The organism is Paenibacillus sp. FSL L8-0708 (assembly GCF_038009325.1).
Taxonomy (GTDB): domain Bacteria; phylum Bacillota; class Bacilli; order Paenibacillales; family Paenibacillaceae; genus Paenibacillus_AQ; species Paenibacillus_AQ odorifer.
Genome location: NZ_JBBPBC010000001.1, coordinates 7,015,922 through 7,029,368, shown reverse-complemented (window position 1 = coordinate 7,029,368; position 13,447 = coordinate 7,015,922). Strand labels below are relative to the sequence as shown.

Annotated in this window: 21 protein-coding genes; all 21 read left to right on the top strand. The window is 44.2% G+C overall.

Going from position 1 to position 13,447, the window contains the following annotated elements; genetic code table 11:
• Positions 1-35 precede the first annotated feature (35 nt).
• The 21 genes from fusA (at position 36) to rplR (ending at position 13,435) form a co-directional block, all read left to right on the top strand.
• Entirely contained in the window at positions 36-2,114 is a 2,079-nt protein-coding gene (gene fusA / locus NYE58_RS33140) for an elongation factor G (protein WP_036680521.1), read from the top strand.
• Between the two features lie 109 nt (positions 2,115-2,223).
• Complete coding sequence (gene tuf, locus NYE58_RS33135) at positions 2,224-3,414, top strand: elongation factor Tu (RefSeq protein ID WP_036680523.1); 1,191 nt, start codon at positions 2,224-2,226, stop codon at positions 3,412-3,414.
• 259 nt (positions 3,415-3,673) lie between these two features.
• Positions 3,674-5,023, top strand: coding sequence for a globin-coupled sensor protein (locus NYE58_RS33130; RefSeq protein WP_076219199.1), 1,350 nt, complete (start codon positions 3,674-3,676; stop codon positions 5,021-5,023).
• 225 nt (positions 5,024-5,248) lie between these two features.
• On the top strand, positions 5,249-5,557 hold the full coding sequence (gene rpsJ, locus NYE58_RS33125) for a 30S ribosomal protein S10 (RefSeq protein ID WP_017692074.1): 309 nt from the start codon (positions 5,249-5,251) through the stop codon (positions 5,555-5,557).
• A gap of 42 nt (positions 5,558-5,599) precedes the next feature.
• Positions 5,600-6,223 carry a 50S ribosomal protein L3 gene (gene rplC, locus NYE58_RS33120; protein ID WP_036680532.1) on the top strand — a complete coding sequence of 208 codons (624 nt, stop codon included), beginning with the start codon at positions 5,600-5,602 and terminating at the stop codon, positions 6,221-6,223.
• Between the two features lie 25 nt (positions 6,224-6,248).
• Positions 6,249-6,872 (top strand): 50S ribosomal protein L4, encoded by a 624-nt coding sequence (gene rplD, locus NYE58_RS33115; RefSeq protein ID WP_036680536.1) that lies wholly within the window; start codon positions 6,249-6,251, stop codon positions 6,870-6,872.
• Positions 6,872-7,165 (top strand): 50S ribosomal protein L23, encoded by a 294-nt coding sequence (gene rplW / locus NYE58_RS33110; RefSeq protein WP_036680537.1) that lies wholly within the window; start codon positions 6,872-6,874, stop codon positions 7,163-7,165. Before rplD ends, rplW begins: the two co-directional genes overlap by 1 nt.
• 29 nt (positions 7,166-7,194) lie before the next feature.
• Positions 7,195-8,025, top strand: coding sequence for a 50S ribosomal protein L2 (rplB, locus tag NYE58_RS33105; protein ID WP_036680541.1), 831 nt, complete (start codon positions 7,195-7,197; stop codon positions 8,023-8,025).
• Between the two features lie 76 nt (positions 8,026-8,101).
• Positions 8,102-8,380 (top strand): 30S ribosomal protein S19, encoded by a 279-nt coding sequence (gene rpsS, locus NYE58_RS33100; RefSeq protein WP_036652940.1) that lies wholly within the window; start codon positions 8,102-8,104, stop codon positions 8,378-8,380.
• 33 nt (positions 8,381-8,413) lie between these two features.
• A complete protein-coding gene (gene rplV / locus NYE58_RS33095; protein ID WP_036680546.1) occupies positions 8,414-8,746 on the top strand; it encodes a 50S ribosomal protein L22 in 333 nt (110 codons plus the stop codon).
• A 13-nt stretch (positions 8,747-8,759) separates the two neighbouring features.
• Positions 8,760-9,425 (top strand): 30S ribosomal protein S3, encoded by a 666-nt coding sequence (gene rpsC / locus NYE58_RS33090; RefSeq protein WP_038573452.1) that lies wholly within the window; start codon positions 8,760-8,762, stop codon positions 9,423-9,425.
• A gap of 2 nt (positions 9,426-9,427) precedes the next feature.
• The gene (gene rplP, locus NYE58_RS33085) at positions 9,428-9,862 is read left to right on the top strand and encodes a 50S ribosomal protein L16 (protein ID WP_036680552.1); all 435 of its coding nucleotides are present in this window, start codon (positions 9,428-9,430) and stop codon (positions 9,860-9,862) included.
• The gene (gene rpmC / locus NYE58_RS33080) at positions 9,852-10,049 is read left to right on the top strand and encodes a 50S ribosomal protein L29 (protein WP_019908232.1); all 198 of its coding nucleotides are present in this window, start codon (positions 9,852-9,854) and stop codon (positions 10,047-10,049) included. The genes rplP and rpmC overlap by 11 nt, the downstream gene beginning before the upstream one ends.
• A 43-nt stretch (positions 10,050-10,092) precedes the next feature.
• A complete protein-coding gene (gene rpsQ / locus NYE58_RS33075) occupies positions 10,093-10,359 on the top strand; it encodes a 30S ribosomal protein S17 (RefSeq protein ID WP_036680554.1) in 267 nt (88 codons plus the stop codon).
• Positions 10,360-10,398: 39 nt separating this feature from the next.
• Positions 10,399-10,767, top strand: coding sequence for a 50S ribosomal protein L14 (gene rplN, locus NYE58_RS33070; protein ID WP_036680556.1), 369 nt, complete (start codon positions 10,399-10,401; stop codon positions 10,765-10,767).
• A gap of 48 nt (positions 10,768-10,815) precedes the next feature.
• Positions 10,816-11,169, top strand: a complete 354-nt coding sequence (gene rplX / locus NYE58_RS33065) for a 50S ribosomal protein L24 (protein ID WP_076099615.1) — start codon at positions 10,816-10,818, stop codon at positions 11,167-11,169.
• Positions 11,170-11,200: 31 nt separating this feature from the next.
• Positions 11,201-11,743: a 50S ribosomal protein L5 gene (rplE, locus tag NYE58_RS33060; protein ID WP_036680558.1), complete on the top strand. Its 543-nt coding sequence runs from the start codon at positions 11,201-11,203 to the stop codon at positions 11,741-11,743.
• A 49-nt stretch (positions 11,744-11,792) separates the two neighbouring features.
• Positions 11,793-11,978: a type Z 30S ribosomal protein S14 gene (locus tag NYE58_RS33055; protein WP_013312154.1), complete on the top strand. Its 186-nt coding sequence runs from the start codon at positions 11,793-11,795 to the stop codon at positions 11,976-11,978.
• Between the two features lie 32 nt (positions 11,979-12,010).
• Positions 12,011-12,409 (top strand): 30S ribosomal protein S8, encoded by a 399-nt coding sequence (gene rpsH / locus NYE58_RS33050; RefSeq protein WP_036680560.1) that lies wholly within the window; start codon positions 12,011-12,013, stop codon positions 12,407-12,409.
• A gap of 30 nt (positions 12,410-12,439) precedes the next feature.
• Positions 12,440-12,982, top strand: a complete 543-nt coding sequence (gene rplF / locus NYE58_RS33045) for a 50S ribosomal protein L6 (protein WP_341004019.1) — start codon at positions 12,440-12,442, stop codon at positions 12,980-12,982.
• Positions 12,983-13,066: 84 nt separating this feature from the next.
• Positions 13,067-13,435, top strand: coding sequence for a 50S ribosomal protein L18 (gene rplR / locus NYE58_RS33040; protein WP_036680564.1), 369 nt, complete (start codon positions 13,067-13,069; stop codon positions 13,433-13,435).
• Positions 13,436-13,447: the final 12 nt, after the last annotated feature.

The following is a 13,447-nucleotide window of genomic DNA, read 5'->3' as shown; positions in this document are numbered from 1 at the left end:
TCAAATAACTTATATTTTGAAGGGAGATCCATTTCATGGCTAGAGAGTTCTCCTTAAAAAATACACGTAACATCGGGATCATGGCGCATATTGATGCTGGTAAAACAACTACCACAGAGCGGATTCTTTTCTATACAGGCCGTACGCACAAAATCGGTGAAGTTCACGAGGGTGCTGCTACAATGGACTGGATGGAGCAAGAACAAGAGCGCGGAATCACGATTACGTCCGCTGCTACGACTGCTGCGTGGAAAGGTCACCGCATCAATATCATTGATACCCCAGGACACGTTGACTTCACTGTTGAAGTTGAACGTTCCCTGCGTGTATTGGATGGGGCAGTTGGTGTATTTAGTGCAAAAGAGGGCGTTGAGCCTCAGTCTGAAACCGTATGGAGACAGGCTGACCGTTATAACGTTCCCCGGATTGCATATGTAAACAAAATGGACATTATCGGTGCGGATTTCCTTAACGTAATCGAAACTATGCGTGATCGCCTTCAAGCCAATGCAGTTGCTATTCAATTGCCAATTGGTGCAGAAAGTGATTTCACTGGTATTATCGACCTAGTTGAGCAAAAAGCACACATGTTCAGAGATGATCTGGGCCAAAACATCGAAGTAACGGATATTCCGGAAGAATATTTGGCCAAAGTTGAGGAGCTGCGTCTCGAGTTGATCGAGAAAGTTGCTGAACTTGATGAGGATCTGACTATGAAGTATTTGGAAGGCGAAGAAATTACAATTCCGGAAATTAAAGCTGCAATTCGCAAAGGCGTAGTTGAAGTTAAATTGTTCCCTGTAATTGCTGGATCTTCCTACCGAAACAAAGGGATTCAGCTTATGCTGGATGCTGTTGTTGATTACTTGCCATCTCCTCTTGACGTTCCAGCTATTACTGGACATCTTGATGACGGTACAGAAGCTGTTCGTCACTCTTCGGATGAAGAGCCGTTTGCAGCTTTGGCATTTAAAATCATGACAGACCCTTATGTTGGTAAACTTACGTTCTTCCGTGTTTACTCAGGCGTACTTGAGTCCGGATCATACGTAGTTAATGCAACTAAGAACAAGCGTGAACGTATTGGTCGTATCCTTCAAATGCATGCGAACAGCCGTCAAGAAATTTCCATCGTGTATTCTGGCGACATCGCAGCTGCTGTTGGTTTGAAAGATACCAGTACAGGTGATACACTGTGTGATGAGAAGAATCCAGTAATTCTGGAATCAATGAACTTCCCTGATCCAGTTATCGAGATCGCTGTTGAACCAAAAACTAAAGCTGACCAAGATAAAATGGGCGTTGCTCTCGGAAAGTTGACTGAAGAGGATCCAACTCTTCGTGCTCACACTGATGAAGAAACAGGCCAAACAATCCTGGCTGGTATGGGTGAACTTCACTTGGACATCATCATCGACCGTATGCGTCGTGAGTTCAAAGTAGAAACCAATGTGGGTAAACCACAGGTTGCTTACCGCGAAACGTTCAAGGCACCTGCTCGCGTCGAAGGTAAATTTGTACGCCAATCTGGTGGTCGTGGTCAATACGGTCACGTATGGGTTGAGTTTGAACCCCTCGAACCAGGTACTGGTAGCAAATTCGAAAGTAAAGTTGTTGGTGGCTCGGTTCCTAGAGAGTACATCGCTCCTGCACTTGCGGGTATTGAAGAACAAATGAAAAACGGCGTACTTGCTGGCTTCCCGCTAGTAGACGTTAAAGCTACCATCGTAGATGGTTCTTATCATGATGTCGATTCCAACGAAATGGCATTTAAAATTGCCGGTTCGATGGCACTCAAAGCAGCTAAAGACAAGTGTAAGCCTGTCCTGCTTGAGCCAATCATGAAAGTAGAAGTAACTGTTCCTGAGGAATATATGGGTGATGTAATGGGTATGCTGAACTCCCGCCGTGGCCGTATCGAAGGTATGGATTCCCGTGGTGGAGCGCAAATTATCCGTGCTAAGGTGCCTCTTTCCGAAATGTTCGGATACTCTACAACACTTCGTTCTGGTACACAAGGACGTGGCGTATTCTCAATGGAGCTTTCTCACTATGAAGAAGTTCCTAAATCCATTGCGGAAGAGATCGCTGCAAAGAACAAAGGCGCTGAATAATTACCAGTTTTAACTTGCCGTCCCGGGTATAAACACTCAGTCATCTAAGATTACACGTATGCGGGCGGCTCAAATATAAGGAACCCCACATTAAGGAGGAACTGTTCAAATGGCAAAGGCAAAGTTTGAACGTAACAAACCGCACGTTAACATCGGTACTATTGGTCACGTCGACCATGGTAAAACGACTCTGACTGCTGCAATCACTACTGTATTGTCCAAAACTTACGGTGGCGCAGCTATCGCATTCGATCAAATCGACAAAGCTCCTGAAGAGCGCGAACGTGGTATCACAATTTCCACTTCCCACGTTGAATATGAAACTCCTAACCGTCACTACGCTCACGTAGACTGCCCTGGTCACGCCGACTATGTTAAAAACATGATCACTGGCGCAGCGCAAATGGACGGAGCTATCCTGGTTGTATCCGCAGCTGATGGCCCAATGCCACAAACTCGCGAGCACATCCTGTTGTCCCGTCAAGTAGGTGTTCCTTACATCGTTGTCTTCTTGAACAAATGCGACATGGTTGAAGATGAAGAGTTGTTGGAATTGGTTGAAATGGAAGTTCGCGACTTGCTTAGCGAGTATGACTTCCCAGGCGACGATACTCCAATCATCCGTGGTTCTGCTCGTGAAGCTCTGCAAAACCCAGATGGCGATTACGCTAAAAAAATCATCGAAATGTTTGAAACAATCGATGAGTACATTCCACTTCCTGAGCGTCAAACTGACAAGCCTTTCTTGATGCCTGTCGAAGACGTATTCTCCATCACTGGCCGCGGTACTGTGGCAACTGGTCGCGTAGAACGCGGAACAGTTAAAGTCGGAGAAGAAATCGAAATCGTTGGTATTCACGAAGATACTAAGAAATCCGTAGTTACGGGCGTAGAAATGTTCCGTAAATTGCTGGATTCCGCTCAAGCTGGGGACAACATCGGAGCATTGCTTCGTGGTGTTGACCGTAACATGATCGAGCGTGGTCAAGTATTGGCTAAGCCGAACTCCGTTAAACCACACACTGAGTTCACTGCTCAAATTTACGTTCTGACAAAAGAAGAAGGTGGCCGTCACAAGCCTTTCTTCACTGGATACCGTCCACAGTTCTACTTCCGTACAACTGACGTAACTGGTATCATCAACTTGCCAGAAGGTACTGAAATGGTTATGCCTGGTGATAACATCTCCGTAACCGTACAACTGATCTCCCCAATCGCTATTGAAGAAGGTACTAAATTCTCCATTCGCGAAGGTGGCCGTACAGTTGGTGCTGGTAGCGTAGCTTCTATCCAAAAATAATAATTCGACTTCTATCTGCGGGTAGATTCCGAATTACAAACACCCCTGATTCTTCTTGCGGAGAATCAGGGGCTTTTTTGTTTTTTCTGAGAATAATGTATTATTCGACACCAATTGATAATAAAGCATAACAATATGATCTTTTTCTACATAATTCGTCAAATTACAACAATCAATTGTTTACAATTATACTAATGATAGAGTAAAATGAAGGAGGAATAATAATGTAAAATAATAGGAATTGCGGGAGAGTGGTAATATGGGGAAATGTCCTTTTTCCTTCATGCATGCGTTAACTGCACGTAATAATAATGTGGATTCTCCTGCCTCTCATTCCTTAGACTTCAAGGATCAGAATCATTCTGTGGCAGGGTCTTTTCATAAGCTGGAGGGACATGGTGAGCTTAACGAGCAGATGAGAATGATTGATCTAACTGAAGCAGATTTGAACTTACTACGCAGGGTGAAACCTGTTGTTGAGCAGAATATAGACTATATCATTGATCAATTTTACAATTCGGTATTAGGCGTAAATAAACTTGAAGCTATTATTTTAGAGCATAGCAGTATAGACAGGTTGAAAACTACTCTTCGTGGGCATATTCTAGAGATTTTTAATGGAAAGGTTGATGATGAGTACATAGCAAAGCGTCTAATGATCGCTAATATTCATAAAAAAGTAGGGCTTGAGCCCAAATGGTACTTATCTGCTTTTCAGAATCTTCAGAACGTATTTATACGCGTTATATATAATGAAACAAACGATGATAATACACGCCTTCGAGTGGTTCAGACCGTGACCAAACTCCTTAACCTTGAGCAGCAGCTGGTTCTAGAAGAATATGAGAAGGAGAACATAAAAGAGAAGGAAGAGCAATATCTATTGGTGAAAAATGAATTAAAACAAAAAATTTCAGAGTTTAGCGTTGAGTTGATAGATTATAGTATCGATACTAATGCTGCTGTGAAGCAGCTAGTGGCAAGCAGCAATGAAGTAAGTAGAACATTCCAACGTACGGCTGCATCCGCCCTGGAGTCACAGGGATTAGCTACAGATGGGCATGAACACTTGGGTGATTTGACTGAGCAAATTAATCTTATATATCAGACCACCAGTGAGATGGAAGACTCGATCATTGAGTTAAGCGATTCCTCTAAGCAAATTCAAAAAATTGTGAACTCAGTAAGGGAAATTGCCGATCAGACTAAAATCCTCTCACTTAATGCAACGATTGAAGCCGCTAGAGCCGGTGAGCATGGTAGAGGTTTTAGTGTGGTTGCTCAAGAAGTTAGCCGGCTTGCAGAGGATACTAAGAGTACTGTAATTCAGATCGTAGAGCTAACAAATAAATCAGGTCTACTCACTCAGCAGGTTGTAGAAGAGATTCGTAAGGTGCAGGAGTTAACTAAGAATGGGAAGCACCAATCGGTCGAGACTAGTCTTTTGTTCTCTGATATTGTAGACGCTATGCGTAGAAGTACACAGGAGATTGTAATAGTGGAAGAAGAAATAAGAACCTTAATCCAAACCATTGAGGGGATCGGAACAGCAACGGCTCAGACTGCTTCCTCCGCAGAGTTTTTTAAGTCTGCCACAGAGAATCTTTAACATATATATAGTAGAAGAACAGCGCATGAAAAAAATATGCGTTGTTTTTCTATTTTCGCTTGCAATACTGCTGCCTATTATATATAATAATAAATGTTGTTCTGAGACGTTGCGATGATGTGAGAGGTTACTGACACACCCGGCCCCTTTGCCATGGGGACGAGGTCAGAAAATTTTCACGGAGTATGTCCGATACCAAATTGGGCGATAGAAGGAGGGACTAAAATGGCAAAGCAAAAAATTCGTATTCGCTTGAAAGCATACGACCACAGAATTCTTGATCAATCCGCTGAGAAGATTGTTGAAACAGCAAAACGTTCGGGTGCAGGTGTGTCCGGGCCGATTCCGTTACCAACTGAGAAGCAAATCATTACTATTCTCCGTGCGGTACACAAGTACAAGGATTCCCGTGAACAGTTTGAACAACGGACTCACAAACGTTTGATCGATATTGTGAACCCAACACCACAAACTGTGGATGCCTTGATGCGCTTGGATCTACCGTCCGGTGTAGATATCGAAATCAAATTGTAATTCTATTTTAAGTAATTTAGGAAAAGAAAAGAGGTGTCAACATTGAAAGGTATCTTAGGAAAAAAACTCGGTATGACTCAAGTGTTTACTCCAGAAGGTAACGTAATTCCTGTTACTGTTATCGAAGCAGGCCCTTGTGTAGTACTGCAAAAGAAAGACCTGAATATCGACGGATATGAAGCAGTGCAATTGGGCTTTTCTGATAAAAAAGAAAAACGCTCCAATAAGCCTGAACAGGGTCACGCCAAAAAGGCAAATGCAACACCTAAGCGCTACGTTCGTGAAATTCGCGGTGTTGATCTCGGGTCTCTCGAGGTTGGACAAGAGCTGAAGGCTGATATCTTTGCTGAGGGCGAATTTGTTGACGTAACTGGTACATCTAAAGGTAAAGGTTTCCAAGGTAACATCAAACGTTGGGGACAAAGCCGCGGACCAATGGCACACGGATCGCGTTACCACAGAAGACCGGGTTCCATGGGTTCTATCCAAGCTAACCGTGTTCCTAAGGGCAAACGCCTTCCAGGACATATGGGTCACACGACTATTACGGTTCAAAAGCTTGAAATTATCAAGGTTGATGTTGAACGTAACGTATTGCTGGTTAAAGGCGCTATCCCAGGTCCTAAAAACAGCTTCGTGAAAGTTAAACAAACCGTTAAGAAATAATTATTGAAGAAAGGAGGAACATGAAATGCCAAAAGTAACACTTTTTAATATTAGTGGCAACGAAGTTGGTGAAGTGGAACTGAGCGATACAGTATTCGGTATTGAACCGAATGAGCACGTTCTACATGAAGCTGCGCTTATGCAAAGAGCTTCCCTACGTCGTGGTACGCACAAAGTAAAAGGACGTTCTGAAGTTCGTGGCGGTGGACGTAAACCTTGGAAACAAAAAGGTACAGGTCGCGCTCGTCAAGGCTCCATTCGTTCTCCACAATGGAAAGGCGGCGGCGTTGTCTTCGGACCAACACCACGTAGCTATTCCTGGAAACTGCCTAAGAAGGTTCGTCGTTTGGCGATCAAATCCGCTTTGTCCTCGAAAGTACTCGAGAATGACATTATCGTATTGGATAGCTTGACAATGAATGCTCCGAAGACGAAAGAATTCGCAGCAATCTTGAACAACCTGAAAGTAGATCGTAAAGCGTTGATCGTAGCTACTAGCTATGATGATAACGTAGCACTTTCCGCTCGTAACATCCCTGGGGTGAAATTCGTAGCGGCTGACGGCATTAATGTTCTTGACGTACTGACGTACGACAAACTGATCATCACTAAAGAAGCAGTTCTGAAGGTAGAGGAGGTGTTCGCGTAATGAAAGATCCTCGTGATATTATCAAACGTCCGGTGATTACGGAACGTACTTCCGACTACATGAGCGAAATGAAATACGCTTTTGAAGTGGATATCCGTGCTAACAAAACCGAAATCAAAAAAGCTGTCGAGGCTATTTTCAAAGTAAAAGTAACTAATGTGAACACAATGCGCGTACCTGGCAAACTGAAACGTTATGGTAAATATTCTGGTTACACTCCAGAGTGGAAAAAAGCCATCGTTAAGCTTAGCCCGGACAGCAAACCGCTTGAATTTTTTGAAGCGGTAGAATAATACTCTGTTGAAGTAAGGAGGGAACTACAGTGCCAATCAAAAAGTACAAACCGACCTCTCCGGCAAGACGCGCTATGTCCGTGTCTACGTTTGAAGAAATTACAACAAACCAGCCAGAGAAATCGTTGCTTTCTCCGCTGTTCAAACATGCGGGACGCAACAACCAAGGTAAAATTACGGTTCGTCACCATGGCGGCGGACATAAACGTAAATACCGTATTATCGACTTCAAGCGGACTAAAGACGGCATACCAGGTAGCGTTGCTACAATCGAGTATGACCCGAACCGCACATCTAATATTGCTTTGATCCACTATGCTGATGGAGAGAAACGTTATATCATCGCTCCTAAAGGTCTAAGAGTTGGGGATAAAGTAGAGTCTGGTCCTGCGGCCGACATCAAAATTGGTAACAGTCTTCCACTGGAGAATATTCCAGTAGGTACAGTTATCCACAACATTGAGTTGAAACCAGGTAAAGGCGGACAATTGGTTCGTGCAGCTGGTACAGAAGCTCAATTGCTTGGTAAAGAAGAAAAATACTGTTCCGTTCGTTTGTCATCCGGTGAGGTTCGTAAGATCCTTAGCGTATGCCGTGCAACTATCGGTTCCGTAGGTAACGAAGATCACGAATTGATCAAAATCGGTAAAGCTGGACGTAGTCGCTGGCTCGGCCGTCGTCCTGAAGTTCGCGGGGTAGTAATGAACCCTAACGATCACCCACACGGTGGTGGTGAAGGTCGCGCTCCAATCGGACGTAAATCGCCAATGTCTCCATGGGGCAAACCAACCCTTGGTTACAAAACGCGTAAGAAAAACAAGGCATCTGATAAATATATCGTTCGCCGCCGCACTAAATAAGACGCTTCTGGCAAGTTAATAAAGCGCGAAGCGTCGATTCGCGGTTTGAAGAACCGGATGAAGGGAGGATTCACACATGGGTCGCAGTTTAAAGAAGGGGCCGTTTATCGATGGCTACCTGCTTAAAAAAGTTGAGGAACTGAACGAGGCTGAGAAAAAGGTTGTTGTTAAAACTTGGTCCCGTCGCTCAACCATTTTCCCTCAGTTTATCGGACATACGTTTGGTGTATATGACGGCCGTAAACACGTGCCTGTATACGTAACAGAAGATATGGTAGGTCACAAGTTGGGCGAGTTCGCGCCAACACGTACTTACAAAGGCCACGCGGGTGACGATAAGAAAACAAGAAGATAATAATAAGGTCTCTGTTTGAAAGGAGGTTAAACAATGGAAGCAAAAGCACATGCAAGATCGGTGCGAATTTCCGCTCGTAAAGCGAAACTGGTTGTTGACTTGATTCGCGGTAAGCAAGTGGGGGAAGCAATTGCTATTCTTCGCCACACTCCGAAATCCGCTTCTCCGGTCGTTGAAAAGTTGCTTAATTCGGCAATTGCGAATGCTGAGCATAACTATTCTTTGGACGTGAACAGTTTGTTCGTTAGCGAGGTTTTCGTTAACCAAGGACCTACTATGAAACGTTTCCGTCCGCGCGCCATGGGCCGCGCAAGTCGGATCAATAAACGCACGAGCCACATTACACTGGTGGTATCTGAGAAATAAGGAGGGATAACACGTGGGTCAAAAGGTAAATCCAATCGGACTCCGAATCGGTATTATTCGCGATTGGGAATCTAAATGGTATGCAGGAAAAGATTTCGGTACTCTTCTGATGGAAGACGTCAAAATCCGGGAATACCTTAAAGGCAAATTGAAGGATTCCGCTGTTTCCCATATCGAGATCGAAAGAGCGGCTAGCCGCGTGAACGTTACAATTCATACAGCTAAACCAGGTATGGTTATTGGTAAAGGCGGAGCAGAAGTAGAAGTACTTCGCAGCGCAGTTACAGCAATCGCTGGTGGCAAAAAAGTACACATCAACATCAATGAAATCAAGCACCCTGAATTGGATGCAATTCTTGTAGCTGAGAGCATTGCTCAACAATTGGAACGTCGTGTATCGTTCCGTCGTGCCCTCAAACAAGCGATTCAAAGAACTATGCGTTCTGGCGCAAAAGGGATTAAAACTCAAGTGGGCGGACGTCTTGGCGGAGCTGAGATTGCTCGTTCAGAAGGTTATAGCGAAGGAACAGTTCCACTTCATACGCTTCGTGCCGATATCGATTACGGAACGGCTGAAGCACATACAACTTACGGTCTTATCGGCGTAAAAGTATGGATCTACCGTGGAGAAGTTCTTCCCCCAGCTAAGAAACAAGCTGCTCAGGAAGGAGGCAACTAATCATGTTGGTACCAAAACGCGTAAAACACCGCAAGCAACAACGCGGACACATGAAGGGTATGGCAAAAGGCGGTACTGAATTGAACTTCGGCGAATTCGGCCTGGTTGCACTTGAACCGTCTTGGATCACTAACCGTCAGATCGAAGCTGCTCGTATCGCGATGACACGTTATATCAAACGTGGCGGTCAAGTTTGGATCAAGATTTTCCCAGATAAACCTATTACTCAAAAGCCTCTCGAGGTTCGTATGGGTAGTGGTAAAGGTAACGTTGAGAAATGGGTAGCCGTAGTTAAACCGGGCAAGATTATGTTCGAACTCGGAGGCGTGTCGGAAGAAATCGCTCGTGAAGCGATGCGTCTTGCCGCTCACAAGCTGCCTGTAAAGACTAAGTTTGTGAAACGTGAAGAATTGGGTGGTGAAGCAAATGAAAGCTAATGAACTTCGCAACTTAACCACTGCTGAGATTGAACAAAAGATCGCTGGATTCAAAGAGGAACTTTTTAATCTCCGTTTTCAATTGGCAACTGGCCAATTGGACAACCCAACTCGGATTCGTGACGTGCGTAAGGAAATAGCTCGTGCTAAAACCGTAATCCATCAAAGAGTGCTTGGGATTAGTTAAGTGAGACGGATCGCAGATCCGTATTCAGGAAGGAGGCTAACTAATGAGTGAAGAACGTAATGCACGTAAAGTGCTAATCGGTAAAGTGGTCAGTGATAAAATGGATAAAACCATCGTAGTTGCTGTTGAAACCTATAAGAAACACAATTTGTACCACAAACGCATCAAGTCTACGAAGAAATTCAAAGCACATGATGAGGGAAATGTTGCAAAGATTGGCGATACCGTAAAACTCATGGAAACTCGTCCGTTGTCTAAGGACAAACGTTGGAGACTAGTTGAAGTGGTAGAAGCAGCGGTTATCATCTAAGATAATCAAGAGAGTTTTTCCGGAAGGAGGAAATTAATAATGATTCAACCATTTACACGTTTGCATGTGGCTGACAACTCTGGTGCGAAGGAACTGATGTGTATCCGCGTACTGGGTGGTACTGGACGCCGTACAGCAGCAATCGGTGATTTGATCGTTTGTTCCGTTAAACAAGCAACACCAGGCGGCGTTGTCAAAAAAGGTGATGTTGTTAGAGCGGTAGTTGTTCGTACGAAACGTTCCGTTCGTCGTAAAGATGGATCTTACATCGCATTCGACGAAAATGCAGCTGTTGTTGTTAAAGACGACAGAAGCCCTCGTGGAACACGTATCTTTGGACCAGTTGCTCGCGAACTTCGCGATAAAGACTACATGAAGATCGTTTCCTTGGCACCGGAAGTTATCTAATAAACACGGCACCAATAAGTTGAAGGTTAGTTATAGGAGGTGTAATAAATGCCTAGAGTGAAAAAAGTTCTGGAATCCCATAACAATAAACTGCACGTGAAGAAAGATGACGTGGTGCTTGTGATCAGTGGTAAAGACAAAGGCAAAAAAGGCCGTGTCATCGCTGCTTATCCTCGTGAAAACCGCGTTCTGGTAGAAGGCGTCAATATGGTGAAAAAACACCAAAAGCCGAACCAGCTGAATCCACAGGGTGGAATTATTGAGCAGGAAGCTTCGATTCATGTGTCCAACGTAATGCACATCGATCCGAAGACCGGCAAAGTAACCCGTATCGGTTACAAAGTTTTGGACAATGGTAAAAAAGTTCGGATTGCTAAAAGATCCGGAGAGATTATCGACTAATCTAGCCCTTAAGAAAGGAGGTTAAATCTTCATGGCAGCAAGAATGAAAGAACGTTTTCTTAACGAAATTACACCTGCTTTGATGCAGAAGTTTAACTATACAACTGTTATGCAAGTGCCTAAGATCGAGAAGGTTGTCATCAACATGGGTGTGGGTGACGCTGTTCAAAACTCCAAAGTACTTGATGCTGCAGTTAATGACATGCAGTTGATCGCTGGTCAAAAACCAGTAATCACTAAAGCTAAAAAATCCATCGCTGGTTTCAAACTACGCGAAAATATGCCGATTGGGGTTAAAGTAACACTGCGCGGAGAGCGTATGTATTACTTCTTGGACAAATTGTTCAACGTAACACTTCCACGTGTACGTGACTTCCGTGGTGTTTCCACTAAAGCCTTTGACGGCCGTGGTAACTACACACTTGGTCTTAAAGAACAATTGATCTTCCCCGAGATCGAATATGACAAAGTGGATAAAGTCCGCGGTATGGACATCGTTATTGTAACGACTGCTAAGACGGACGAGGAATCCCGCGAGCTGCTGGGTCAGCTGGGAATGCCTTTCGCAAAATAAAGTCGGTTAATCCATTTTCTCCGAAAATGTTTAGGAGGTGTCAGGCTAAGTGGCAAAAACTTCGATGAAAGTTAAACAACAACGTACGCCTAAGTTTAAAGTACGTGCATATACACGTTGCGAACGTTGTGGTCGTCCACATTCGGTACTGCAAAAGTTCAAAATTTGCAGAATTTGTTTCCGTGAATTAGCTTATAAAGGCCAGATCCCTGGCGTGAAAAAAGCAAGTTGGTAAGAAGTTTATAAACGGGAAGGAGGTTTACACACATGACTATGTCTGATCCTATTGCAGATATGCTTACTCGTATTCGTAACGCTAACATTGTGCGTCACGAGACGGTAGAAATGCCTGCTTCTACTATGAAGAAACAAATCGCTGACATTTTGAAGCGTGAAGGTTTCATCCGCGATGCGGAATTCGTTGAAGATAGCAAACAGGGGATTATCCGTATCTTCTTGAAATACGGCCCTAACCAAGAGCGTGTTATTTCTGGTTTGAAAAGAATCAGTAAACCAGGCCTTCGCGTATACACGAAGAGCAATGAAGTGCCTCGTGTACTCGGTGGTCTAGGAATCGCGATTATCTCCACATCTAAGGGAGTTATGACCGACAAAGAAGCTCGTCAATCAAAATCTGGCGGAGAAGTTGTCTGCTACATTTGGTAATAAACGTCACAAGATAAGGAGGTGCAACACATGTCTCGTATTGGTCGCAAACCAATCGCAGTACCTAGCGGTGTAGATGTCACTTTGGACAACGCCGTTATTACAGTAAAAGGTCCAAAAGGTTCTTTGACTCGTGAGCTTCATAAAGACATGAAGGTTACAGTTGAAAATAACGAAATTATCGTTGTTCGCCCGTCGGATAACAAATTGCATCGTTCACTTCACGGCACAACCCGCTCCGTTGTCAACAACATGGTAGCAGGTGTGACTGAAGGTTTCTCGAAATCTCTGGAACTGGTTGGGGTCGGATATCGTGCAAGCAAATCCGGAGATAAAATCGTTCTGAACGTTGGTTATTCCCACCCGGTTGAAATTACACCGGAAGCTGGTATCGAGTTCGAAGTTCCTGCGAACACGAAGATCATCGTTAAGGGTATCGATAAAGAACGCGTTGGCGCATACGCTGCTAAAATCCGTTCCGTTCGTGAACCAGAACCGTATAAAGGTAAAGGTATCAAATATGAAGGCGAGCGTATCATCCGCAAAGAAGGTAAAGCTGGTAAGAAGAAATAACCAGTTTAAACTTAATTGTAAGATACCCCGTGCATCTTAAAGTGAAGCTGTTTACGGCAAACTGAAGGGAGTGAAAGGGAAGTCATGATTACAAAAGAAGATAAAAACAAGGCTCGTCTCAAAAGACACCTGCGTGTTCGTAAGAAGATCCAGGGAACTACTGAGCGTCCACGTTTGAACGTATTCCGTTCTTCGAAACACATCTACGCTCAACTGATCGATGATGTTAAAGGGGTTACTATCGTATCCGCTTCTACACTTGATAAAGATCTGAGCGCTAACATCGGTAATGGCGGCAGCGTTGAAGCTGCAGCGAAGGTTGGCCAATTGGTCGCTGAGCGTGCCAAAGAAAAAGGATATGCAGTGGTCGTATTCGACCGCGGAGGTTACTTGTACCATGGACGGATTCAAGCATTGGCTGATGCAGCTCGTGAAGCTGGTCTTGAATTCTAGAATAATTCTTAA